Source organism: Leucobacter salsicius M1-8 (genome assembly GCF_000350525.1).
Classification (GTDB): domain Bacteria; phylum Actinomycetota; class Actinomycetes; order Actinomycetales; family Microbacteriaceae; genus Leucobacter; species Leucobacter salsicius.
Map to the genome: position 1 here is coordinate 137462 of NZ_AOCN01000022.1, position 26395 is coordinate 163856.

16 protein-coding genes are annotated in these 26395 nt (G+C 61.3%); 10 read left to right on the top strand and 6 right to left on the bottom strand.

What is annotated here, in order from left to right; genetic code table 11:
- Positions 1 to 6: 6 nt before the first annotated feature.
- From C795_RS0109760 to C795_RS16635, 5 genes are all read left to right on the top strand, one after another.
- A complete protein-coding gene (locus C795_RS0109760) occupies positions 7 to 3465 on the top strand; it encodes a tubulin-like doman-containing protein (RefSeq protein ID WP_017793572.1) in 3459 nt (1152 codons plus the stop codon).
- A 20-nt stretch (positions 3466 to 3485) separates the two neighbouring features.
- Entirely contained in the window at positions 3486 to 5618 is a 2133-nt protein-coding gene (locus C795_RS0109765; RefSeq protein WP_157487065.1) for a hypothetical protein, read from the top strand.
- A complete protein-coding gene (locus C795_RS0109770) occupies positions 5615 to 9235 on the top strand; it encodes a hypothetical protein (protein WP_017793574.1) in 3621 nt (1206 codons plus the stop codon). The genes C795_RS0109765 and C795_RS0109770 overlap by 4 nt, the downstream gene beginning before the upstream one ends.
- Positions 9225 to 10046: a hypothetical protein gene (locus C795_RS17235; protein WP_157487066.1), complete on the top strand. Its 822-nt coding sequence runs from the start codon at positions 9225 to 9227 to the stop codon at positions 10044 to 10046. Before C795_RS0109770 ends, C795_RS17235 begins: the two co-directional genes overlap by 11 nt.
- A gap of 169 nt (positions 10047 to 10215) precedes the next feature.
- Positions 10216 to 11103 carry an HNH endonuclease family protein gene (locus C795_RS16635; RefSeq protein ID WP_017793576.1) on the top strand — a complete coding sequence of 296 codons (888 nt, stop codon included), beginning with the start codon at positions 10216 to 10218 and terminating at the stop codon, positions 11101 to 11103.
- 36 nt (positions 11104 to 11139) lie between these two features.
- Here C795_RS16635 and C795_RS0109785 read toward each other — a convergent pair whose 3' ends face one another.
- Positions 11140 to 12708: a DEAD/DEAH box helicase gene (locus tag C795_RS0109785; RefSeq protein WP_017793577.1), complete on the bottom strand. Its 1569-nt coding sequence runs from the start codon at positions 12706 to 12708 to the stop codon at positions 11140 to 11142.
- A gap of 331 nt (positions 12709 to 13039) precedes the next feature.
- Here C795_RS0109785 and C795_RS0109790 point away from each other — a divergent pair, with 331 nt between their 5' ends.
- From C795_RS0109790 to C795_RS0109810, 5 genes are all read left to right on the top strand, one after another.
- Complete coding sequence (locus C795_RS0109790) at positions 13040 to 14338, top strand: ATP-binding protein (RefSeq protein ID WP_017793578.1); 1299 nt, start codon at positions 13040 to 13042, stop codon at positions 14336 to 14338.
- A 126-nt stretch (positions 14339 to 14464) separates the two neighbouring features.
- On the top strand, positions 14465 to 18094 hold the full coding sequence (locus tag C795_RS0109795) for a TM0106 family RecB-like putative nuclease (RefSeq protein ID WP_017793579.1): 3630 nt from the start codon (positions 14465 to 14467) through the stop codon (positions 18092 to 18094).
- Between the two features lie 68 nt (positions 18095 to 18162).
- Entirely contained in the window at positions 18163 to 18570 is a 408-nt protein-coding gene (locus C795_RS15735; protein ID WP_083879245.1) for a nucleoside deaminase, read from the top strand.
- A 101-nt stretch (positions 18571 to 18671) separates the two neighbouring features.
- Positions 18672 to 19436: a hypothetical protein gene (locus tag C795_RS17240; protein WP_157487067.1), complete on the top strand. Its 765-nt coding sequence runs from the start codon at positions 18672 to 18674 to the stop codon at positions 19434 to 19436.
- Positions 19437 to 19538: 102 nt separating this feature from the next.
- Positions 19539 to 20726 carry a pyridoxal phosphate-dependent aminotransferase gene (locus tag C795_RS0109810; RefSeq protein WP_017793582.1) on the top strand — a complete coding sequence of 396 codons (1188 nt, stop codon included), beginning with the start codon at positions 19539 to 19541 and terminating at the stop codon, positions 20724 to 20726.
- 69 nt (positions 20727 to 20795) lie between these two features.
- On the opposite strand, the gene C795_RS0109815 is transcribed toward C795_RS0109810, so the two are convergent.
- The 5 genes from C795_RS0109815 to C795_RS0109835 form a co-directional block, all read right to left on the bottom strand.
- Positions 20796 to 21926, bottom strand: coding sequence for a Zn-dependent alcohol dehydrogenase (locus tag C795_RS0109815; RefSeq protein WP_017793583.1), 1131 nt, complete (start codon positions 21924 to 21926; stop codon positions 20796 to 20798).
- A 29-nt stretch (positions 21927 to 21955) separates the two neighbouring features.
- Positions 21956 to 22603, bottom strand: coding sequence for a hypothetical protein (locus tag C795_RS0109820; protein ID WP_017793584.1), 648 nt, complete (start codon positions 22601 to 22603; stop codon positions 21956 to 21958).
- Complete coding sequence (locus C795_RS0109825) at positions 22600 to 24060, bottom strand: APC family permease (protein ID WP_017793585.1); 1461 nt, start codon at positions 24058 to 24060, stop codon at positions 22600 to 22602. The genes C795_RS0109820 and C795_RS0109825 overlap by 4 nt, the downstream gene beginning before the upstream one ends.
- Before the next feature lie 168 nt (positions 24061 to 24228).
- Entirely contained in the window at positions 24229 to 25827 is a 1599-nt protein-coding gene (locus tag C795_RS0109830) for a helix-turn-helix domain-containing protein (protein ID WP_033349510.1), read from the bottom strand.
- A 130-nt stretch (positions 25828 to 25957) separates the two neighbouring features.
- On the bottom strand, positions 25958 to 26386 hold the full coding sequence (locus C795_RS0109835; RefSeq protein ID WP_017793587.1) for a hypothetical protein: 429 nt from the start codon (positions 26384 to 26386) through the stop codon (positions 25958 to 25960).
- Positions 26387 to 26395: the final 9 nt, after the last annotated feature.

Here is a 26395-nt window from a genome sequence, read left to right on the forward strand (position 1 = left end):
CATGAAATGCCCATCGCACCCACCTTGATCCTTGGCCTTGGCGGCACAGGTTCAAAGATTGTCGAGCGCGTTTACCAGAAGGTAAAGGAGTCTGAGACAGGGCAGTCTGACCGCATCGCCTTCGTGGTCTTTGATACGGATATCAATGACCTGGGACGGATCCGCCAGGAGAGCCCTGAGATCTTCACGGTGCAAACGTCGACGCGCAATACTGTTGGCGAGTATCTCGGGATCAACACGAATGCCCGTGACAACTGGTTCCCCGTCAACGAGATGATGAATCGTAAGACGTTGACGGAGGGCGCGGCTCAGGTGCGGGCGATCTCACGGCTCGCATTCGACACCACGCTCAAGGGCGGCAAACTCACTGCGCTCCATCAGGCGATCGAGCAACTGTTCCGCATTGACAAAGACCAGGAAGAGCAGTCGCTACGGGTGATCATCACGAGCTCGCTCGCGGGTGGCACCGGATCCGGCATTATTTTGTCGGTTGCGATGTACCTCACGAACTACCTGAAGGCCAAGTTCCCCAAGGCTAAGGCCATCACCCGAGGGTTCTTTGTCCAGCCAGACGTCTTCTACAAGGTGATCCCTGGGTCGGAAGAACAGCAAAACCTTCAAGTCAATGCCTACGCGGCGGTGCGTGAGCTGGATGCGTTTCTGATGAAGGGCGACAACACGCTCACTGAGCAGTATCGCAACCTTAAATTCGAGTTTCCGCGCATGGGTGCAGAGGGCGTTGAGGAAGTCACTGGCATGCCCTACGACTTCTGCTTCCTGTTCGACGCGAACAATAAAGACGGTGGCAGTCTCGATTCGTTCGCCTCGTACCTCGACCATGCGGCAACCTGCATTTACACGCAGTCAATTGGCCCGATGTCGAAGAAGTCGAACTCGCGTGAAGACAACGTGCTGCGAGAGGTCATCAAGAATGACGGCCGCAATCGCTACGCCGGCGCCGGAGCCTCACGGCTCGTTTACCCCTGGCAGCACCTGCGCGATGTGACCGGATTGCGTTGGGCAAACGAGGCACTCTCGAACCAGTGGCTCCAGTTCGACAACACGTTCAAGGACATGCTTGCGGGGCACACGAAACAGCGTGAACAAGGAATCAGGGTCCGTGACCTTGATCGCGGCGAGACGTTCATTAAGTCTGTCGACAGCGCAGCTGATGCAAAAGAGCCGTTTGCGCGGGCGGTCAAGGAACAGTGCCTCACGTTTGATGAAGAACGCATCAGCGTTACCGGTAATCAGTGGGAGACGTACATTGGTAACCTCAAGTCCTTCGTCGAGAATGAAGGCGCAAGCCTAGGCCACGAAGACTCGGCCCTCGCGATCAAGGGCAACATTCAAGGGCTCGACCGTGAGGTCGAGAACGTGCCGTATGCAGCGCTGTTTGATGACCTCGAGCGCCACCTGTTGAAGGTTGAGCGAAATGCAGAAGAGCAGGCGGGTGTTCTCGGATACACCCTGTTCAAAGCCGACAATGTCGCGGTAACGCAGCAGCGCGACTCGCACCGGCTCGAAACCTATCTGCGTGATCGCATCACCAGCACATTTATTCACCCGGTCTCGGCTCGATACTTCTTGTACCAGACTGCGCGAATGCTGGTGCTCGAAAAGACGCGTCTTGAGTCAGAGATTGAGACGAGCCGCAACTATTTCCGTGACTTCGAAGAACAACACTTTGACGATCCTTCGACCGAAGAAATCGAAGACGCCGACATGTTTGCCACACGTAAGTTGTCCTTCAAGGAAAAACTCACGAAGAAGCCCGGCAAAGAAAAGCGAGAGATGGTCGAGGACTTCTACAAGTACCTCTCGAACACTGAAAAGTACGGTCAGCAGATCGTGTACCAGGCAGTTTTGGGCGACGCCATGGAGTACGTGAGCGGCCTCACGGAGTCCTTCGAACGGTTCTTTGTTTCGCTCGACGGTAATCTGAAACGGCTGCACTCGCGAATTGAGCAAGAGCGCACAAAGTTTGACGACCTCAACGGCTCCACAACACGTTACGTGTTGGCATCGTCGAAGTGCCTCGACAGCCTGTATGAGTCGATGCCCTATCAGGGGCGAGTTTCTTCACTCGATTCGAAGCTATCTGAAAACATCTATAACCGTGTTCGGGCCTACCATATGCTCACGGATGAAAAGGATGAGGGGTTCTTTAAAGATCTCTACAACCAGACCATCCTTGGTTACTTCTCGAATCAGGTGATGGGTAGCTACGGCGAACACATCAAGATGGATATCATCCAAGCGCTTGAGCGCGAGTATCGCGTCTTGTTCCACGATTCCGCTGAAGACAATGCACGGCACTACGTGGTCAACGAGATCGAGAAGGCGAAGAAGCTTGCGGCACCGTTTATCGAACAGCCGCTAGGAGAAGAGCGACACCCGATTGTTGCCTGCGCGTATAACCCTGACATCGAGGGTGAGGCCGATCCCCGACGTAAGAGTTTGATCTCGGAGCATCTCGGTAATTATGGGGGCGAACAGGATCGTGAGATTAGCAGTCAGGAAATCCTCTTCTACAACGCGATCTATGGCATTCGCGCGCGCGATTTGTCGAAGTTTGCGCCCGAGCGGACCGAAGAGACGGATCACCGCGGGGCCGGGGAGTATTTCACCGCTTACTACAACCTGGTGTCAGGGATTAAGCCGACGGTCGGTGAAACCAAGGTCATTACCCCACATGTAGATCGTCGCTGGCACTCAATTTCTGAGCTGCCGGATCTCGATGACACGAACCAGACGCAGCAACTGCAACGAATTCACCGTGCCCTTGTTCTTGGTCTCGCCTACCGGAGGATCGATTGGACTGACGCGGCTGCCGGCAGCAATCGTGTGTACCGCTACGAGTCATCGAACAGCCGTGACGAGGACTTTGTCGTGTCGAACGGCACCCCTTGTGACCAGTTCTATGAAGTTGTTGATGCGCTAACGATTAACCCCGTGGCGGTAGATGACATCTTGGCGGCGGTCTCACGTAAGAGCGCGAAAGAACGCGAACTGATGCGCATCGAGTCGTTTGAGGAGAGCACTCTCGGTAAGGCGCTCGCTCGCGGAATCCGCCTTGACCAGCTGCGCAGTGAATTCGCTCAGTTCGCAGATGCGACATTCTCGATATTTGATATTGCCGCTTACAGCGCACTGTCGATGCCCTCTGAAGAATACGTTGAAGCGCTCCTGTTCGCGATGGTGCGCGACTTCCTCGATGTGCTGCGCGATGAGATTTACCGCGTGACTGATATCGATGAAGCCGCCGCAAAGGTGAACGCGGTCGTGCAGTCGCAGTTTACGAACTTCGTGAAGAACCTCGACGGGTACCAGGCCGAGACGAGTAAGTCGTTTATGCGAAAGTTGCGCACAGTGGTTCGTCCGCTAAAGGCATTCGCTGAAAAGTACGACTACTTTGATCTCGCCGACCTTGCCGTTGCGGTAGACGATAAGCTGCGCGGCTAGAACAGCCGAGGCGTACATTCGTGTTCACCGTTATTCTGCTCAGCGACGCAGCTAAGTCCATCTTTGAGCCGGCGCGGGTGTATTTCGAACCCTTTATTGAATCTGGGCAAATTGCTTTGTGCGACTGGGACCAGTCGCACAAAGCAAGAAACCTGCGCGAAGCGGTGCCGGGGCTCCCAGATCTTATTAAAGGAAAGCCGGCCTGGCGTGCGGTGGTTATTGACCATCCCCGGAACTACATTCCCGCAGCTTCCGGGGGTGCACGTGACCCTGAAAATCCATTTGATTTCGTTTCAAACACCGACCCGTCGTTGAGCCTTGAAGAATCGCCATACGCTCTCATCCGGATCGCACATATGTTGCTCGGGTATCCGCAAATCTCGGCTCAATACTTCGAGCCCTACCTCCAATACGAAGACGGCGAGACCGGTGAAGCAGTGAGTGGGCACCCGCGCCAGCTGCTCGTAGATTTTATGGAGGCCAATAACGTCTCTTTGGATCTACACGGCATGCCGGAGTCTCCCGACGACAGTGAGTGGTTTGCCCTGGCGGCAACGACCATTGGTCAATCTCACCACCATGTGCGTCGGCTGTTCCGGGAAGTTCCCTACGGAATCGAAGCACAGCAAATCCATGCAGACCTCGTCCAACGCTATGACATGCGCGAGATCAGGCCGTCTGAGGTGGTTTTTCTATCGACGCGAGCGCCGGTTACCCAGGATGAACGTGCCGAGCTGAGGCGCGCATGGCGCACTGACGGTTCCCATGTACCGACACGATTCGTTGAACGCAACGATTATCCGCCCATGAGCCGGTTCGCGGTGTTTGACCTCGTCGAACCCGAGAACTCTGCATATGAACAGGATCAGCTGAAGTTTTGGTTGAGCGCGCTTGCCACTGCAATTAACCAGCTGCCTCCGGGCGGATTCCAAGCCGACCGACTGTACCGGATCGACGTAGAGCTCGCCAAGGAGGGTCTGGGCGAGATGCTCAACGAGCACCTGTCTCGGCTGGGAAGCGTGCGCGAACGGCTAGACCGGATCATGCGTTCACCCTCGCTCGATCCAGAACACAAGCCGAAAGATTTGCTGCGCGGAGTTGAAACTCCTGTAATTTTCGAGGATCTCGGCGGCGATGAACTCAAGGTATCCACAACAGGCTACGGGCTGGCCGGAGACAAGCCTCGGGAAGAACACTCGCGGTGGGTCAGCGACGTACGGACGGTGTCGGCTACGGCTGCGTTGTTTATGCGCAAGCCCAAGCGCGCGGTTGCTCGGGGAGTGGGCAACGCCCGGCAGCTTGCGAGGATGGCTCCAGACGGAGAAAATCCCCTCAGTGACATTGCGCGAGAAGAAATGCAAGATGAGCTTGCGAAACGTTTGGGCGACCTCGTAGTGCCGACCACCGCTGACATTCTCGACCAGCGGCGCATGTCGGATGTAATTCGCGAGGGCGACCTGCAAGTGCGCAAATTTATTGAGCAGCGAATGCGCACGGTGACAATTCGGGCTGCGCTCAGCATCACCGTTGGAGTGTGGCTCATTGTCTTCGTTCCGTACCTGCTGCAGGCATGGAACCACGGATCCTCCTCAATCGCCCAAGTCACCGGCATTTTGATACTGGTGCTCGCCCTGGTAGGTATTACCGCCGTCGGGGTGCTTGCATCGATGAAGATGAGACTGCAGGCAAGAGTGCGCGCTTTTAACGATGGCCTCACAGCCGAAGTCTATGCAGTGAAGTCGGGAGCCGATGCGTTCGCAGGGTTCCTTGCCGAGTTTGTTACCTACCGGCGCGGTGCCGAACGGTTGCGTAGTTCAGAGCGCCAGCGTGCTTCTCAGGCGGCACATCGCCGACGGCTTCGGGTGCTTCGCGAGCGAGTGGGGGAAAAGATTCTTGAGGAGAAGGAAATTGTGCGTGGCATCGGTGTGCCAGTTCAAATGCACCTTGTCGCTGATAGCGCATACTACTTCGATCCCACTGCTGATGACATCGAGATGCAGCTGTTCGGGTTTCCACCGGGAGAAACAGTCATGCCATTTAACCGTTCAGGAGAATTCATAGATGCTCCTTACGATTTCATGACCAAACTTACGCTTGAGCGACTGCCCGTGTATGAGACAGCAGTCGAACATGACGGTGGTGAACTCGCGTGAACACGATCGAAGGGATCCAAGCTGTAACCTCGGCAGCGATCATTATCGTGGCACTGCTCGCGGTGAAAGTCGCCAACGTGCCCAGGGAACGGCGCCACCAACAATTTGCGCTGCCTGCAGTGGCCCTTGTCTATTCGATTGCTGCCGCGACAGTCCTGTACCTGTTCAATGACTGGTTCGACCGAATTCTTGCTGGGGTCTTTCAACTCATCCCGTTCCTGAGCGGTATCTACCAAACACGCTGGCTGTTCGCAATTGAAAACGTTGCAATCATTGCCCTGTTTCTGATTCTAAAATTTGCGTACCGCTACCTGGCAACGGTGCTGTTTAGCGGCGAGCGATTCATCGGAAGCGGAATCGTAGAGCACTTTTATGACTATGACTTTGCGTCAGGTCGTTGGAACGTCAAGACCCGACTGAGCTTGTTGAGACAGCTCTTCATCGCGATGTTTATTGTGTCGCTGTTCATTACGGCGGCGCTCGTTTTTGCTATGAATGTAGCGCCCGCTGCGCCTGCATTCGCAGCGATCGTATTTCCGTCACTCGCGGCGCTGGTGATCGGTGAGGTTGTGTACGCGTTGAGAGGGTACACCCGGGATGAGGCGGCTGACTCTCTCACTGGGGAAGATGACACGTCGACCAGAGTCGTCAACTACGCAGCTCTGCGGGAGGTCTTCCGTCAGCGGTTTGGTCGACGAGTTATTCAGGAGGGAATCGATCTCTCTAATCCCTATTCGCTGGGAACACAGCAAGCCCTCTCCGAGCTGAACCAGTCCGAAGACAATATCGAACAGTTGTTTGGGGTGTACTTCGATCATGCGAAGCGCGCAGGGTTGCATGTAGACGAAAACCTGGTTCATGCCTCACTCAGTGTGCTTCGAGGGACGAGCACCTTGATCAGCACGCCGTTCTATGCAGACCTCACTGAGTATCTCGCTCTTCCCAGCTATATTCGCTTGTTAAATGGCGGGAAGTGTCTCGTCGTTATGGGACGTGATTCAGGTGCTGCTGACGTTGCCTCGTGGTTCGAACAAGGACTGGAAAACCTCACTGGAGTGCCAGATCTTTGGAACGTGGGCCTGTTGGCTCCGGGGCAGAGCGATGACCTTGACGTGGGGGTATTGCGGCTCGCTGACGTCCACAATCATGCTTTGTTGGCAGAGTACGATGCATTCTTCCGCGAGGTGGAAACGGTACTTTTAGTCGAGCCGTCACGGCTCCTCGCAACCGGACAACTCGGCATGAGCGTCGTCGTTTCACGACTTTCACGCGGTGTGACACCGGTCTACGTTGCGATCGATCGCAACCATGATGGGCTGGTCGATGCACTCTCTCACTTGTTGAAAGTTAACATCACCGATGTGATCGCGACCAGCCAGGTACTGGGAGCGAGCTCTGAAATGGTGTGGGCCGCTGAAGGGCCACATCTCGCAGCTGAAATTGTGCCTGGAGTAGCACGGTATTTGGGTGTAGGGACCGAGATTGCGGCCGTGGCTTTGAAGTACCACGTGTCAGCGGTGGAGTGGGTCGGTGGAGATAAATTTCCTGTCACTGATATGTCATGGATTGCTGGGCAGTATTTCAGCAAAATTAACGCTTTTGCTGAAATGGAACTATCTCAGAGGAGCCTCGAGACTGCGCTCCATGCTCGATCGAATCCGCTGAGCCTTGAGCGAGCTCCTCATCGATTTCTGATCGTCGAGGACGAACTGTCAAATGTGTACGAATCGATCCGGCTGTACGCAACTCGTTCCACAGAAAACGGGTTTATTAATCTCATCAGCGAGGACTACTTGCTGCGGGATTACATGATCGGAAACCGTGATCTGTTCGCGGCCGACCCCAAAGCGATTCCATCGATCGTGCCGGACTATGCACGCACCCGACGCAACACCGTGTTGCGTCTCCTCGTGATGCTCTCTGCGTTTAATGTTGAAGAAAGCCTATTGCTACGAGAGCTTGAACTCGTGGGCTGTGTTCCCGTTGACCACGAGGAACTTGACGCCGAGTATCTTGAGGCACCGGTCGTTAGGCTTTTGAAGGAGCTAATTGACACCTATCTTGGTGTGCGAGAAGTCTCGATTAAGCGCAATATTCCGCGAGTCGGTCTGCGAGAGGAACGAGGCGAAGTAAGTTTCCGTCTGGAACAAGGCACTGAGCTCGATCAGGTCATTGCCGAGTTGGGTGCGGCTTATTACCTCGTGGAAGATGAGGCGGAAGGTCGAGACTTCATCGGTTCCTGCATGCACAACCACGTGCAGCAGACGGTGCTTCCCGGCCAATTTCTCACCGTTGGTGGCAAGTACTACGAGGTTCAGCAGATCGAATCCGTGGGCCGCAGGGAAGAAGTCGTGTTGCGTCGTGCCGCGGAACACATTACTCGGCGCCCCGCATATCGTCAGTTGCGCACCTTTACTCTCCACACTCAGCGGGCCGCTGACGCCTCGGCACCCCGAGAGGAAGATGCGCAGGTCATCGTAGAACGACTTGTGGTGTCGCTCGAGGCCCAGACACGCGGATACCTCGATCTACCACAACGATCACGGTTACCCGAGGCAAGAGTAGTGACGGTGCCCAACCTCACACCTCGGACCTACGTATCTAAAGAGGCACTGAGACTTACGATCCCCGGTGCTTCACCAGAGGTGCGCCGCACGATTGCGCTCCTTCTAAACGAGATCTTCGTTACGGTGTTTCCTGCAGGGCACCCATTCATTTCGGCGGTTACCGAAGACTCGGAGCGGTCGTTCGGAGAGTTGCTGCCAGAGCTGCACGGCGTAGCGTCAGATGACGAGGCAATCTATATTCTGGAAGATAGTTTGGTCGACCTTGGCCTCACCGTAGCCGTCGAGCGTCATTGGCGTCGGCTCCTTGAAACGATCACCGATTATCTGGATTGGGTTACGACTCCAGCTTCGGCAGAACCCGTCGAAGTTGACATTCCCCTTACCTTTCCTGGTGAGACGGAAGCCGACATTGCGGAACGCGAGCGCCGCGTCGCTGAAGTCGCAGCCAATGGCGGATATGACAGTATCGAGGAGCCCTCGTTGTGGCAGAGAATCTGGCGCCGAGTGGCGGGCTGGTTCACCAGGAAGCCGCGGAAGCGTAGGGCGGAAGACTCCGATGAGGTGACGGCCCCAGCTGACGAAACAGGGGAAACGCACGACGCCATCTCGCCGACGATTCCTGCGGCAGACGGAACACCAACGGTTGACTTCAGCGGATCATTTGTCGATTATCCGCAATTCGCTGACGAGTCTGCAGATCAGCAGACGGGTCTGGGGTCAACTCAACGAGCGCCACACGACGTTGATTTGGAGGCCGTTGGCGAGGACTGGGGCGCGCCAGAAATCGTTACGGAGCTAGACGCGCTGGGAACCGTGTCTACGAACGCCGAGGCGCACTCTGAGCATTCACTCGAATCTGGGTCATCCTCTGACCCTGAGCACGATCTCGACGAAGGCCTGAGTGTTAGCGCTGTCGATGAGCTGAGCACCTCGGACGCAGAGGACCCTGTCGCCAGTGAACCGAGCGATCAGGATACGGCAGCTTCGCCAGTTGAGCAGAGCGCAGACGAATTTTCGCCAAGCGAAGGAGTTGAGTCCAATGAGAAGTAGCTATACGAACTACGGAGGTGCCCCAGAGGGGCAGGCATTGAGCTTGATTGCCACACGCGATTTTCTGAGTAGATCAGGCTTTGGCGATGGGCCGCTCAGGCAAGCGCGCAAGGGCCTTGCCAGTGCGCACCGCAAACCCTTTGCTTTTGAAGCGATCGGCGCAAACTACTGCGACTTTTGTTTTTCGAAGCTCATGGGGGGTGAATTTGATCGACTCGAAGACGGGCGGGAACGCTGTGTGCGTTGTTCGCGCAGCGTAGTACGCACGAAGGAAGAGTTTGTGGAGCTGTTTACCACGACGCGCCGACTCTTAGAACTTGCCTTCGACATCAATATCGAAGTCAGCATGAACGTGCACATGGTCAACGCACGTGAAATCGCTCGCCGCACGGGGGAGTCGTTTGAGCCGACCCCTGGCGTGGATGCTCGAGTGTTGGGATTCGCAGAGCGATCTGATGCCGGCTACTCACTTCATATCGAAAACGGTGCGCCTGCCCTCGCCGCTGTTTCGACGATCGCGCATGAGTTGACGCACATTTGGCAGTTTTCACAGTGGCATCCTGAGATGATCAAGACCCGCTACGGTGCCGATAAGCGGCTTCTAATCTTCGAGGGTATGGCCTCGTGGGCGCAGATCCAGTATCTCCTGTGCATCAAAGAGTTTGAGTTTGCTGATCGACAAGAAGCCTATGTTGAACAGCGCACCGATGAGTACGGTGTTGGGTTCCGATTGTTCCGTGAGCACTATCCACTCAACCGGAACGGGCTTGCTGGAAGGCGCACGCCCTTCCAGCGCGAGCACCCGCTCTAGCCTTTGGGACGTTGCCCGAATGCCAGGCGCGGCCTGCGAGATGATTCCACGCATAAGGACAATTGCCCGTGGTTACCCCGCCATGTGAATATGAGAGTGGTGCATGAAACACACGAGCCTAAGGGACGAACTGCTCCGGGGCCGACGTCGACGGAACGATCGAATACGAGTGCAGCGTACCTGGATCCTGGTTGCACTGGGGACGGTTGCAGTTGGGGTCGCGTTGATACTCCTCGGCGCTGCCGAGCCGATCGGCGGCACTGCCTCGTCGAGCGATATCGAAGGCCAAAGCGCCCAGATTTCCGATATTCCGGCTCCGTCAGAGAGCGAAGAAGAGCTCCAGGAAATCGAGCAGCCTGCTGAACCAATAGTAGAACCCGGCGGTGCTGCAGCCCTTGAAGTAACTGATGACCAGCCCGACCCGGCGGGGTACGCATCGGTCGGGGACGACATACGTGAGCGACTAGAATCTCTGCAGATTGTGAGTGGGCACAGCGCTGCGAGCTACGACCGTGACTTATTCGGGCCGCCATGGTACGACGTCGACGGGAACGGTTGCGACACTCGCAACGATGTCCTAGGACGCGACATCGTGAATGCAACGTTCAAAGAACGGACAGGGAATTGTAAAGTGCTCGGCGGAACGCTTGAGGATTGGTACAGCGGCACGACGGAGCAATTTGTATCTGGAAGTCAGACGTCGTACCTGGTGCAGGTCGATCACATGGTGCCGTTGTCTTGGGCCTGGAAACACGGTGCTGAGTACTGGAATGACGGACAGCTGTTGGCGTTCGCCAATGATCCATTCAACTTGGTAGCCACTACAGACGACCAGAACCAGCAAAAGAGTGATTCAGGCCCGTCCGAGTGGCTACCAGCGAATGAGGCCTCCAGATGCCGCTACGTCCAGCGATTCACAGATGTAGTGCACGCGTACAAGCTCGGTATCAATATGCAGGATCGAGCGGCAATAGAGAGTGTGCTTGACGCGTGTGACGAGACCTCGGTGTTCGGGGACTTCGCCAGCGGTGGGCAAGCTGACGGTACGCTGCGGTAGCGTGTGGCTGCGCGATGAGCGCAGCCACACGAGCCGTTACTCGGGGGTTGACGTCGAGTAGCTGGTGCCACCGCCCTGGGCGCGACGGCCCTGGCGGCGCTGGCCACCGCCCTGTCCGCCTCCGTGGCTTCCCTGACCGCCCTGGCCACGGTTTTGGCCGCCGCGCCCTTCGCTGCTGCGCTGACCGCGACCTTCGCCGCCGCGACCCTGTCCGCTGCGGCCTGAACCCTTGCCGCGCTCGGCGCTGCCGCCCTGACCGCCCGCTGCGCCGCGACCGCCACGCGACCGCTTGCGCTTCGCGTTGGCGCCCTCACTCTTGCCCTGGCCGGCGGGGCTGTGGCCTGCCGCGCGCTGCTGTGCTGCCTGGGCTTCGTTGCGCTTGCGCTCGGTCTCGCGGGGGTCGACGCGGGGAGCGACCTCGCCGATCAGCGCGAGCACGGCGGGGTCGATCTTTGCTGCTGACGGGTTGACCTGCTGCGGGGTGACGTTGATCTTTGCCGCGCGCATGATCTGGCGCATTTCGCCGCGCTGCTCGGGCAGCACGATGGTGATGACATCGCCCTCGTTGCCAGCGCGGGCGGTGCGGCCCGAACGGTGCAGGTAGGCCTTGTGTTCGACAGGTGGATCGATGTGAACGACCAAGTCGACGCCGTCAACGTGCACGCCCCGGGCCGCGACATCGGTGGCAACGAGCACCTTGGAATCGCCCGCTACGAACTCGGCGAGGTTGCGGTCGCGCGCGTTCTGCGACAGGTTGCCCTGCAGCTCGACGGCGGGAATGCCCGCGGCGGTGAGCTGCTTCGCAAGCTTCTTCGCCTGGTGCTTCATGCGCGTGAAGAAGATGCGGCGTGCGGTGCCCGAGGCGAGGGCCTCGATGAGTGAGTCCTTCGCGCCCTTGCCCGAAACCTCGAACACGTGGTGCGTGAGCTGCGGCACGACCGACTCGGCCGAGTCGACCGAGTGCATAATCGGCGAGTGAAGGTATTTCTTGACGAGGTTGTCGACCCCGTTATCGAGCGTCGCGCTGAAGAGAAGCCGCTGGCCCTGCTTGGGGGTCTTGTTCATGATGCGCGTGACAACGGGGAGGAACCCCATGTCTGCCATGTGATCGGCTTCGTCGAGTACCGTGATCTCAACCCCATCGAGGCTGATGACGCCCTGCTTCATGAGGTCGTCAAGTCGGCCGGGGGCGGCTACTACAATGTCGACGCCGGCCTCGAGGGCAGCCTCCTGGCGGCGCTGCGGCACGCCACCGAAGATGGTGGTGACCTTGATGCCGACCGGGTCAGCGATCATCTTGATGGTCTCGGCGAGCTGCGTGACGAGCTCGCGGGTGGGGGCGAGCACGATTCCGCGGGGGCGGCTTGGGCGGCGCTTCTTTGCCGCATCTTGCATCAGGTTTGCGACGAGCGGAATGCCGAACGCAATCGACTTGCCGGATCCGGTGCGCCCGCGGCCGAGCACGTCGCGGCCCGCGAGGGTATCGACGAGGGTGTCGCGCTGAATGGGGAACGGTGCGGTCTTGCCGTTTTTGGCGAGTGCCTCGGCGATTGCCTCGGGGACGCCGAGGTCAATAAACGAGGGAGTGTTGGTTGTGTCGGTCACTGGGACCTTTCCTGCTGTGGCAGCACCGTGTCTCGAACCTGGGCGACGCCGTGAGGGCGCACCAAAGCTGTTGAATCACGCGTCGCTGCAGAAATGTCGAGTGCGCGGGATCGCGCATCCGTTCGCCGCGGATCGGGCCGAACGGCGCCCAGGCTCAGATGCGGTTCTATCCACGGAAGCGGGCGGTGCGGTGAGTGCGACGCGTGGCGCAAAAACGCCAACCTTCTAAGCTTACCCGAAAGAGCTCGATTGCACGAGAACCGCTTTGGGCCGATGTCAGTGTTTGGCACGGAAGTATCTCACTGTCCGGGGTGCATGGCATGATCGGTGCATGGGACGCATCTCGATCCGTGAATTTTATGATGATGACCTCGACGCAGTCGTGAAGCTGTGGTGGGAGGCGCGAGCTTCTGCCGAGCGACCGGTGTATTCGCTCGCCGAGGTCACGGCCTCGTGCCGCGAGGACCATGCGGTAGTCGCGGTACACGACGGCGAAGTGATCGCGGCCGCGGTGGGTCGTGCTGCGCACGCACAGGGCTGGATCGTGTTTTTCGGCGTGAGTGAACGCACCCGCACCGAAGACGTGGCGGGGCAGCTGCTCGACGCACTCGAGCGCAAAATGGCGCCGCTCGGATTGAGTACTCTGAGCGTGCTCATTCCCGAGGGGGGCCGGCTCGACCTGCTCACCTCAAACGGCTTTCAGTCGCGAGATGCACTGCGCTATCTCGAACGTCAGATGCCTGTGCAGCGCCGAGAGCTCGACCTGCTCAAAGATGTCGGCGGGCGCATTCTGCCCCGGCACCTGTGGGAGAACGTGTCGGGCATGCGCCGTGAGAAGCAGCTCCTCGAGGAGCGGCTGGTTGCTCCGCTTGCGGAGCCGGATCTCGCCGATCGCTACGGGGTGGTGCCGCCACGAGCGGTGATGCTGTTTGGGCCTCCCGGCACGGGAAAAACCACGTTTGCGAAGGCGGTCGCGTCGCGGCTCGACTGGCCGTTCGTCGAGGTCTTTCCTTCGCGGTTAGGCGACGGCAAAAGCTCGATGGCTGCGACGCTGCGCAGCGTGTTTGAGCGGATCGGGGAGCTGGAGCATGGGGTGGTCTTCATCGACGAGGTGGAGGAGATCGCGTCGCAGCGCAGTGACCCGCCGACTCCCACGCAGGGCGTCACGAACGAGCTGCTCAAGATTGTGGCCGACTTTCGTGACCGTGAGGGCATGCTGCTGATCTGTGCCACGAACTTCGTGCGCGGCCTCGACGCGGCATTTATGCGGCACGGCCGATTCGACTACGTGCTGCCAATCGGGCTGCCCGACGCGGAGGCTCGTGAAGCAATCTGGCGCCGGTACGTGCCGAGCGAGGTCGCTGTAGCGGTGGACTTCACCGAGCTCGTAGGGCGCAGCGCCGGGCTCACTCCGGCCGACATTGAGTACGCCGCACGGCGAGCCTCCCAAGACGCCCTGGCCCGTGCGCTCCGTGCACAGCAGGCCGGCGAAGGGAGGCGCGCGTCTGCGCAGCCCACCGACCTGTCCACCGCCGACTACTTGGAGGCGCTCAGCCACACGCGGGCGACGGTGTCTGACGAGCAGCAGTCGTCGTTCCTTGACGATATTGAGACCCTCGCGAGGCTGTAACGCGGGGTACGTTCGCGGCCGTGTCGGTGGTGGGTCCTAAGGTCGAAGCTGTAGGCCCGACCTTGTGAGCCGCCGCGTCGCGGCTACAGGGCATGATCCGGATCAAATCTCTAGGAGGAACACCGCGTGTTTGTGCAGCAGCGTGCCGAAGGGGGCACCCGCCTCGTCACGAGCGCGAGTGACCTATCGGCCGCCAGTGCGTGTGAGTTCGCCTTCCTGCGTCGTGTTGACGTGAAGGTTGGCCGCGATGTCGATGTGCCGCCAGACGATGACGCCATGCTGGCGCGTGCGGCGAAGCTGGGCGACGCGCACGAGGAGCGCACGCTCGAGGCGTACCGGGCTGAGCTCGGACCTGCGGTGCCGGGTAGGCCGGGCGGGGTCGCTGAAATCGACCGCCCTGAGTCGATGCGCGAGGACGCGCTGATGGAGCGGCAGCAGGAGACGGTGCGGGCGCTGCAGGCTCGCGCCGAGGTCGTGTTCCAGGCAACCTTCTTTGACCCAGAACAGCTGGCAGCTGGGGCTGATGGCATGCCAGCGATTGGATTCGTGGGGTTCGCAGATTTTCTGCGCTTGACCCCCGATGGTGCGTATGAGGTGCAAGACACAAAACTTGCTCGCCGGGCCAAGGTGACCGCGCTGATGCAGCTCGCGGCATACGCCGAACAGCTTGAACGAGTTGGCATTGATCCCGCGCCTGAGGCTGTACTGATCCTCGGAGACGGGTCACGCTCGGTGCACAGGGTGGCCGACGTCGCGCCCGTGTTTCGATCGCGGCGGGCGAGATTGCACGAGATCCTGCTTGAGCGGGCGACCGCCGTGGGATCCGACGGCCGAGTAGCGTCGGCCGCGCCGGTGGCCTGGGGCGCCCCAGGCGTTTGGGCCTGTGGCCGTTGCGAAGTGTGCGAGCCAGAGCTCACGACGTACCGCGACCCGCTGCTCATTGCGGGGATGCGGCGCGCGCACCGCGATCGGCTGATCGCCGCTGGGCTTGACACGATCGACCGTGTTGCCGCGCTCAAAGGCCGCATGGAATCAGCGGCTACCGACGCTGTTGAGGTCGACGGCATCTCTGAGCGCGTGCTCGAGCGGATAGTCGCGCAGGCCGACGTTCAGGTGCGCGCCGAATCTGGGCAGGCCCCGCCCGTCGAAGTGTCTGACCCGCTCGCGCTGGCGGCCCTGCCCGAGCCAAATCCGGGCGACCTCTTTTTCGATTTTGAGGGCGACCCGATGTACCGCGAGCAGGGCCGGGGCAGCAGCACGCGCTGGGGTCTCGACTACCTCTTTGGCATGGTCGATGTGTCTGAGACGTTCACGACGTTGTGGGCGCACGACCTCGAGGCCGAAAAACAGGCCCTGCTCGACTTTCTGGCGCTCGTGCGAGAACGCAGGGCTCGATTCCCCGGGCTGCGCATTTACCACTATGCAGCGTACGAGCGGGCGCACCTCACGAGCATCGCGGCACGGCACGGAGTGGGCGAAGCCGAGGTCGACCAGCTTCTGCGCGAGCACGTACTCGTCGACCTCTATCCGATCGTACGCAGCGCCCTGCGCGTGGGCTCACGGTCGTACTCCATTAAGAAGCTCGAGCCGCTCTATATGGGCGACGAACTGCGCGACGAGACCGGAGTGGTGAACGGGGCCGAATCAGTCACTGAATACGCCGAGGCGACTGCGCAGCTCGCGTCGCCCGATGCTGAAGTGCAGGCAGAGGGGCACCGCCGACTCGAGGCGATCGCCAACTACAACCGCTACGACTGCGTCTCGACTCTGCGACTGCGAGACTGGTTGCTCGCGATTGCTCGCGAGCACGGCGTCGTGCCCTATGCGCCCGAGGGGCTCGCCGACCTCGATACTGGAGCGGGGCCGGATCTCGCCGCGAGCGCGACAGGCGAAGAACTGCTGCGGCTCGCTGAGCTGGCCGCGGCAGCCGGCGAAGACGATGAGGCGCAGGCGCTCAGGCTCGCGGCCAGCGCGATCGACTACCACCAGCGCGAGCAGAAGTCGTTCTGGTGGGCGCACTTTGCGCGGCTCGTCGACCCCATCGAGGACTGGGCAGATACGCGCGACGTGCTCGTCGTGGATCCGACTCAGAGCCGCGTGTCCGAGCTGTGGCATCGGCCAGCGCGGGCGCGCACCGACCGCCGCCACTTGCTGCTGCGCGGCACGATTGCGCCCGGTAGTTCGCTGCGCGGCGGCGATGTGTTTCTGCTGTACGCCTACCCCGCACCGTTTCCGCAGTACGGGGCTGCGCCCGGTGCTCGCGGGGCGCGCCGCGCCAAGGTGCTCGAGCGGCTGGACGACGGCAGCGTGCTTGTCGAAGAAACGCTGCAGGCCGGGGTGGACCCGTTCGACGAACTGCCGCTCGCTATTGTGCCCGGCCCACCGCCCCCGGCCGGGGCTCAGAAGGGCGCGATCGAGGAGTGGGGGCGCGAACTTGCTGCCGCACGCTCAACTGGAGCGCCGTTCAACAATGCTGTATTCGAGCTACTGCGTCGAGTGCCTCCGGCGGCGGCCGGGGGGCTCGCGCCAGTTCAGCACACCGACGAGGGCGCGATTGACGCCGTGATCGCGAGCCTCGTCAGCATGCAGAGTTCAGCCCTTGCTGTGCAGGGGCCTCCCGGCACTGGCAAGACCTATCTCGCGTCGCGCGTGATCCGCAACCTGATTGAACAGCGCCGCTGGCGCATCGGCGTTGTTGCCCAATCACACAAGGTGGTCGAGAATGTGCTCGCTGCTGCAGTGGGGGCGGGCGTGCCTGCCGAGCTCGTCGCTAAGGTGCCACAGGGGGGCAAGCTCGCCGAAGACGCGCCGCAGCCTGAGTACACCGTGCTCGTCCAGAACGGGCACCTCGGGTTTATGAGCGAGCGTGCATCGACGGGGTTTGTGATCGGGGGCACAGCGTGGGATTTCAGCAATGACAAGCGCTTTGAACGGGGCGGTCTCGACCTGCTCGTGATCGACGAAGCCGGGCAATTCTCTCTTGCCCCCACAATCGCGGCATCAGTCGCAGCCGACCGGCTGCTGCTGCTCGGTGACCCACAGCAGCTGCCACAGGTGTCGCAGGGGTCACACCCCGAGCCAGTAGACACGTCGGCGCTCGGCTGGCTGATCGGTGGGCATGACACGCTCAGTCCGGAGCTAGGCTACTTCCTCGCCGACACGCGCCGTATGCGGGCCGAGCTCGCAGACGTCGTGTCCGAGTTGTCGTATGAAGGGCGCCTCCGCGCGCACCCGAGCGCGGCCTCGCGCGAAGTCACCGGTGCTGGGCCAGCGGGTCTCAGCTGGCACCCTGTTCAGCACGCGGGTAATGCGACGCGCTCTGAGGAGGAGGCGAACGAGGTGGTTCGCGTGACCAGGCTCGCGCTTGCCGGCACCCTGCACGAGGGCGCGGGGTTGGGCCGGTCAATCACCCAAGACGACATCATCGTGGTCGCCCCCTACAACGCGCAGGTCGAGTGTGTGAGCGACGCGCTCGCCGCCGCTGGCCTCGGTGATGTTCGTGTGGGCACCGTCGATAAGTTCCAGGGACAGGAAGCGGTGTTTGCAATCGTGACGCTCGCGGCCTCGAGCCCCGAAGACGTACCGCGAGGACTCGACTTTCTGTTGATGCGCAATCGCCTCAACGTAGGAATCAGTCGCGCACAGTGGGCGGCACACCTGGTGTCGTCGGCGCAGCTGGGCTCTGGATTGCCCGGCAACGTGGAAGGACTGACTGCGCTGTCGGGCTACCTGCGGCTATTGGAGCGCGCGCATTAGGGAATACTCCGTGGTGTGTTGTGTCAGTGCCATTCCCAGCAGCGGAAATGCGTGATTGGGTAGTGGGCATGAGCGCAGCACACGAACTGAGTGAACAAGACCAGCATTTTCTGCGACGCTGCATTGCCTTGGCAACAGAAGCGCTGGAAGACGGCGACGAGCCGTTCGGTTCGGTGCTCGTCGACGACCAAGGCCACGAGCTGTTTGCCGACCGCAACCGCGTAGCGGGAGGCGACCACACGAGGCACCCCGAATTTGAGATCGCACGGTGGGCGGCATCGCATCTCAGCCCTGACCAGCGCCGAACGGCAACGGTTTACACCTCGGGTGAACACTGTCCGATGTGCGCCGCAGCGCATGCCTGGGTCGGGCTCGGCCGTATTGTGTGCGCGTCGAGCAGCGCGCAACTCGCCGCCTGGCATCAGGAGTTGTGGCAACGGCTCGGGTGCACCCCGTCACGCTCGTTCAACACGTGACGTTTCAGTAAAGTTGGTGCCCAAGCGCATCCAAATTACCCGAGGGGGAATTCATCAAGGGAGATACTCACATGAAGCCACGCCGGACAATGCTTTTCAGCATGGCAGCTATTGCCGCTGCCACTCTGGGACTGGTCGGTTGCAACGCAGACGAAGCACCCCAACCACAGCCTGCACAGTCTGCAGAAACCGAGGGCGCTGAAGAGACATCGACGGAGTTTGTTGCACCGAAATCGAGGGAGGTGCCGGAGGCGTGTGCGGAGCTTGAGCTGACGTTGGGGGCGCAGCTGGAAGGTGGCGCGCTTGGCGAATGTGTGGGGCAAGCCCTCTCGAGCTATGGCACCGGGAAAATGGAAATATCAGGCGAAACCACTGGTTTGGTTGAGTTTTCTTATGATCCCGAATTCAACGTGCAAGGAGAGCTGCAGTCACCGGCCGGTCCCGTGAAGCTCGCATACGTGGGTGGTGAAATGTGGATTGATTCGGGATCAGGCCCGGTGAAGGGTGATGCCGAGTCAGAAGTGCTCGAAGAACAACTCGCTGCCGTGGCCGGTGAACTGACCAGAATGTATGCTGACATCGAACAGACTGTGCAACTTATTCAGGCACAACCGGTCTGGCAAGTTGCGGGGGACTTCGCAACGGTTGAACTGCGTGATGGTGAAGCCGTTGAAGCATACAAGATTGTGAGCGGAGGAGCCTTCAGCTGGCACGAAATACCCGTGAGTGAACTGATTGTATGGTTTGGGGAAGACTGGGTTCCGCTCAGCACACAGGCCACCGTCGAAATGATGGGCATGCGCAGCACCAACGGGCAGGAGTTCTACGATCTCGGTGAACCCGTCACTATTGTTCCGCTGGGCTAAACCCGCACCTGGGGATCGGGCGGCTTCTCTGGATAGGTTCGGCGCATGAGATGGTCTTGCCTGGAGACGTAGCCCCGTCGCCCCAGGCGCTACGGTGGAGTCATGATGAATAACGGAGGTTCCGCATCCACCCCGCCATCGCGGCGCTCGCAGATTCCCGCGTTCGAGGTCATGCGTATCACTGAGGAGATCGCGCGGCGTCGCGCGGCCGGACACCACGTTGTATCGCTCTGCGCGGGCGAGCCCGACGCGATGCCCGCCCCTGGCACGCTGAAGCCTGCCGGATACACTGGCCCGCTCGGCACGAGGCCGCTGCGCGAGGCGATCGCGGGGCACTACCGCCACTGGCACAGCGTCGACGTCGATCCGGGCACCGTCGCGGTGACCACGGGCTCGTCGGGCGCCTTCCAGCTCGTGTTTCTCACCGTGTTCGACCCGGGCGATCGCGTCGCCCTCGCGAGCCCCGGCTACCCCGCCTACCGCAACATTCTCGCGGCCCTCGGCGTCGAGGTCGTTGAGATCCCCACGGGCCCCGAGACTCGTTACCAGCCCACGCCCGAGCTGCTCGACGCCGTGGTCGCCGACGGCGGCCCGCTTGCGGGCCTCATCGTCGCCTCGCCCGCCAACCCCACCGGCACCATGCTCACGCGCGCCGAGCTGCAGGCGCTCGTCGACTGGAGCGACGCCAACGACACCCGGCTCATCAGTGACGAGATCTACCACGGCATCACGTTCCCCGAGCCCGGGGCTCCGGATCCGCGCGGCGTCAGTGCCCGCGAGCTTTCGAGCGAGGCAATCGTAATCAACTCATTCTCGAAGTATTGGGGCATGACCGGATGGCGGCTGGGCTGGGCGATCCTGCCCGAATCACTGGTCGCAGCGTTTGAAGCGCTCGCATCTAACTTCGCGCTGTCGCCGCCGGCACCCGCACAGGAGCTCGCGCTCACCGCGTTCACCCCCGAGACCTACGCGAAGCGCAACGCGGTCGTCGAGGACTTTGCGAAGGCTCGCGCGCTGATCCTGGAGGCCGCCCCGAGCCTGAACTGGGGCGATGCCGCACCCTCAGACGGTGCGTTCTACTTCTACTCTGAGCTTGGCGAAACGCAGCTCGCAAAGTACGGCGACTCGGTCGGCTACGCGAAGGCGCTGCTTGAGGGCGCAGACGTGGCGGTCGTGCCGGGCGTCGACTTCGACCCGGTCGCCGGGCACCGCGCGGTGCGGCTGTCATACGCAGCGGGGGAAAAGGCCGTGGCCGAGGCACTCGAACGAATCCTGCGCTTCCAGGCGTAGCCCCGCACCAGAGAATGCGCGGAGTGTTCCGCCTATGACTGGCTCATAAGCGGAACACTCGGCGCGTTTTTACTCGCCTGGGCGCGAGTTTGCGTACTCGATGACGCTGCGGATACCGCGGCCCTGACGCATCTCGGCGAACGCCTCGTTCACGTCGTCGAGCTTGATACGGTCAGTGACCATCGAGTCGAGGTCGACGCGACCCTCCATGTAGAGGTCGATGATGCGGGGAAAATCGATCGACTGCCGGCTGGAGCCGTAGTTCGAGCCGATCAGCTTCTTCTCCTGATCGCTCATCACGAACGGGTCGATCGAGATCTTCACTCCGTCGGCTACCTGGCCAACCACGACGGCAGTACCGCCACGGCGGATCGCCTCATAGCAGGCCTCGATCGTGAACGGAAGGCCGATCGCCTCGAACGCGTAGTCGACGCCGCGGCCCCCGGTGAGCTCACGCACCGTCTCCACCAGGTCGACCTCGCGGCTGTTGATGGTGTGGGTCGCACCAAATTTGAGCCCGAGCTCAAGCTTCTCAGCGCTGACGTCTGCCACGATGATCTGCTTCGCGCCGGCCAGGCGTGCGCCCTGGACCACATTGAGGCCCACACCGCCGCAGCCCACGACGAGCACGGTGGAACCGGGCTCGACCTTGGCAGTATTGACGACGGCGCCGATGCCCGTGGTCACGGCACAGCCGACGAGGGCTGCTTGTGCGAGCGGGGCGTCCTTGCGAATCCTGATGGCGGCAGAAGCGGGAACCATCGCGTGGTCGCCGAATGAGCCAACAGCGAGGAAGCTTTTGACGTCCTCGTCGCCGTCGCTCAGGCGGGTCTTCCCGTCGAAGAAGACGTGCTGGTAGGCAGTGTCGTTGGCGAGCTGGCACAGCACCGGGTTACCTGAGACACAGAATTCGCACTTCTGGCACGAAGGCGTCCACGACAGGATCACGTGGTCGTCGACCTCGAGTTCGGTGACCTCGGAACCGACAGCGATCACGACACCAGCGCCCTCGTGCCCGAGCACGAGCGGTGCGGGGGTCTCCCAATCACCATCGAGGGCGTGCAGATCCGAGTGGCAGACGCCCGATGCTGCCAGCTTGACGAGCACCTCGTTGGGGCCGGGAGCGGCCGGGATCTGAAGCTCTCGCACCTCGAGGGGCTGGTTGGGGCCGATGAAGACTGCGGCTTTGACGTTGATCATTGAGTTTCCTTACAGAGTCGTTGGGGGAGTTACGCGGCTGCTGCGCCGCTCGGGCACCAGTCGTGCAGCGCTTTCAGCAGCTCGATGATGCGGCCGGGCTCACCCGAGGGGAATGCTGTGGCCTTGAACACCGGGGGAATGAGCACCCACACGAACGAGCCACCCATGGGCACGAGGCTGATCTCGCGCTTGTGCTTCGGGCCAGTTACCCGGCCGCTCACGATGTCGATACTCCGCAGCAGAGGCTGCACGCGTTGGTTGAGCTCGTTCACCGCGGGTGAGGTTGCTTCTGCAAGCGACCCGGAGGCACCCGTGGCCGCCGACTTGCGCGCGAATCGGATTCCGGCCTTGCCCCGGTGCGTGACCTCGAGGTCGGTCGGCACCAGGCTGTCGGCCGGCAACGTCGTAGAGATCCGAAGGTTGTACACCCGGGAGAAGATGTAGTTTCCCCCGTCGTAGCTGAGTGTGAGGCGCAGCCCATCCTCGGTGCGCACGGTGACGCTCGTCTGGTCCGAATCGATCACCGTACCAAACTGCTGTGCCGTGAACTTGAGGGCGGCGCGTGCACGGTTGACGATGACACCCTCTCGAGCGAGGGGATCGCGGCGCGAGCGTTTCGGTTTGGGCGTGAGGGGTGCGCCGCCGAAGGAACCCGTCCTTGAGATTGCGCGGGTCACTTGTTCGACCCCTCGAGCTCCTCCGAATGGAATCGGCCGTCGAGACCGTCATCTCCGCCTTCAGCCTGGTCATCCCCGAGATCTTCCGACCGGATCACGATGTTCGCTTGCGTGTCAACGAGGTCGGTCGGGGTGAACAGCGGCAGGCGATTGAGCTTGAGCCAGATGATCGCGAAGATCGCGATGGCGGCGATGACGATGCCTGCGCTGCCCCAGATCACGAGGCGCTGAGACATCTCCGGCACGATGAACACGATGAGGTAGACACATGAAGCAATACCGAAGATCTGCGGAATCGGGTAGAGCGGCGTCTTGAACGGACGGCGGGCAGCCGGGTAGCGGCGACGCAGCACAACGACGTCGACCTGGGCAATGATGTAGCTGAGGAGCCAGGTGGTGCAGGCAATACTGATCAGGTTCAGGATCATGTCGATGCCGCCCTGGGCGAAGGTCGAGTAGAGCAGAACCGAAGCCATGCAACCGGCCGTGACGAGCATGCCCGCCCACGGCACACGGCTGCGGCGGCTGACCTTCGAGAGCCACTTCGGCAGGAGTCCCTCGTTCGAGAGGCCGTAGAGCATGCGGGGGATGGCCGCGAGGTACGAGTTGCCGGTGGAGAACGAGGCGAGAATCGTGACGACCGTCATGATGAGGCCGCCGGTCGCGCCGAAGATCGCGGTGGCGCCGACGACATGCGGGATCGAGGACGCGGCCATCTCGGCGAGATCGGCGTAGCGGGTAGCGCCCCAGCCGAAGAGCACGTCGACGAGGAAGATAGTGCAGACGCCGATGATCATGGCCATCGGAATAATCTTCCAGGGCTTCTTGATTTCTTCCGCGAGGGGAGCCACGAACTCCATGCCAATGTAGAGCCAAATGGCCACGGCACCCATCGAGGCGAGAGTGCTCCAGTCGGTGGCGAGGAGCGGGTTGTCGACGCGCTCGCCGGTGGCGAAGCCGAAGACGCCAGCGAGGCCCATGATGGCGAGAATGCTCATCATGCCAAAGACCACGGGGATCTGGAACCGGGCAAAAATGTCGACGCCTGAGATGTTGAGCGTGAGCAGTACCCCGAGCAGGATGAACGAGAACAGCGGTGCCGGGAACCCGGTCAGCGACTCGAACGAGTCGCCCGCCACGAGCAGCTGCGTGCCGCCGTCAGCGGAGACCAACACCAGGTAGCCGCCGAGCACGGCGATAATTGCCATCAGGCGACCGAGGGCGGGCATCGTGTACTCGCCGACCATGCCGCCACCGGGCATCATCGCCGCGAGCTCTCCGTATGAGATGGCGACCATGGTGATGATGATGAGACCGATGAACGCTGGGATCGCGAATGCGAGGCCACCGGTTCCAAAGCCGTTGCCGAGTGACACCATGGCGGTGCCGGAAACGACGAGGCCGGTGGAGGCCGCGTATGCGGCTCCAAAGCCAAGGCTCCTCTTGAGTTTTGTCATGGTTGAGCTCCTTTGCACACGACATGAAGTGTGGACCGCTCACCAGTGTGCTCTGTTGCCCCGGCGTGGCGCATTGGCCAATCGGGCACAGAGTGGCGGGCAAATAAACGTTTCGTCGGAATGTGGATCAATGAAAAGTGAGCGAAGTGTCCACTTGTTCGCCTCAATTTAGACGTTTTGTAAATCTAGGGAGTAGCGGAACGCCAGGGCAAACTCGGCCCTGACCTGAAAGTCGTCGAGGTCGCGCCCGGTGAGCTGCGAGATCTGCTGAAGCCGGTGGGTGAGCGTGTGGCGATGGACATCCAGTTCGCGTGAGGACGGCAGGGGCCTGCCATGGTGTTGCAGCCAGACGCGAAGCGTGTGCGTGAGCTGCCCGTCGTTTTCGGCGTCGTAGTTCTTGAGGGGGCCAAGCAGACGCCGCGCGACGTGCACGGCATCCGAGGAGTCGATGAGGTCGGAGATGCCCTCGCGCCACACATCGAGGAATGAGACCACCGTGGTCTCCTGGCGACGCAGCCCAAACTCGGCGGCCTTTTTCGCCTCCTCGAGGGCGAGTTCAAGACCCTCCCAGCGGTCGCACCGGGACTGCCCGAGCGCGAGCTCGAACGGGCGCAGCTGCTCGATGATTTGGGAGGCGTCGCGCTCGTTGCACAGAATCGCGGCGTCCCCGTGGTACTGGGCGAAGAAGAACGGCAAGTCCTCCTGAGCCTGCATTGATTCGAGGGCGGGCATCACCCGTGCGGCATCGAAATGCTGGGGGATCCCGATGATTGTCACGAGCGGCGGGGAGGGGAGAGGCCGCCACACACTCGACGCAATGTGCGAGGTGACGGCCACGTTTCCGGAAAGCACGAGTTGCAGGAGCGCGTCCCGGAGGGTCGTGTGCACGCGTTCGAGCGCCTGGTTTTGTTCGAGCGAGACGCTCACGAGGGCGAGCACGCTCGAGAGCACGTTGCGTGACACGTCGTCAAACGCCTTGCTGAGCGTGAGCACGAGCATGCCGCTCGGGTTGTCTGACTCACCGAGGAGCTGCAGCACCGCCTCCGTTTCGACGGACACCTGCACCGACCTGAATCGTTGGCCACCCGCAAGGGCGCCGCGCACGATCTCAGTGAGCTCGGTCTCCGCCACCCGTCGACCGTCGGGTGAGGCGATGACGGTGACCGGGCGGCCGACAGGGTCGTACAGTGCGACGCCGCAGCCGAGCTGACGCGCCGTTTCATTCAGCGTCGCATTGAGGCCGTCGCGCCGGGTCGCGGCATTGGCGATGGCCTTCTGCGCCCGCAGCGACCTGCCGTATCGTTCGGTCTGATCGCGCTGGAGCACCCGAGCTGCCTCCTGCAGCAGGTCCATGAAGGAGATCTCGTAGGGAACTTCAAAGAGGATGAGCCCGTGCCGCAGGCAGGCGCGCGCCAACTCGACGGGCACACCGCGGTGCACCATGTCACTGCCAAAACCGATGCCGATGACACCGTGCGCCGCAACGAGAGCCGCATAGTCGTCGTAGATGCGCTCGAGGCGGTCAGGGGAGACCCGCGCAATTTCGACGACAGCGTCTGCGGGGTTGACGACCGGAAACTGCCACCCCAGCGTCAGGATTACCTCGGCCGGGCCGAGGAACGGGGTGGGATCGATGATGTCGGTGGCGTGGAGCCATTCGAACTCGCGGTCGAATGCCTGATCGTCGGGGGCGCCGTCCTCCGCCCCAACGACGAGACGCAGGCGGAGCGACGGGTTCTGGAGGAGTTTGCGCAGGCTGAGTGACACCACCCCATGCTAGGCCCACCGGGCCGACAGAAAAAGCGCGGTGTCATTCGCCAATGAACATACATAAGCGAATGGCACCGCGCCTGTAAATCTGGCCGCGAGCCGCGAGGGGGAGCGGGCCCAAAAAGAGCTAGGAGACCCGGATCGGAACGCCCACCGCGACGCCAACGCGGGTCTTGAGCGCCTCGGTCACCGCGGGCGCTTCGGCGTCGAGATCCAGTGCCGTGATCACCGCGGGGGCATGCTCACCGAGCTCGAGCACGATGGCCGAGACCTGTTCGGCGAGGGGCCCCTCGAGCGCCGCGACCGAGCGCGCAACCGCCGAGCGCGTGGCGCGGGGCAGCGCCTCGTCGTCAGCGCAGGCGACGTCTGAGCTCGTATAGACGACACCAGCACCCGTGCGTACCTCACCGCGCACCCCTTCAGAGTCGCGTGTGATGACGACCAACAAATCGCTCGCGTTGGTAGCGGGGGTGAGGGGCAGTGAAAAGCCCGAAGGGGCGTCACCGTGACCGTGATGGTCAGGTGACGCCCCTCCGAATGAGAACTTAAGATCCATAAGACCTAA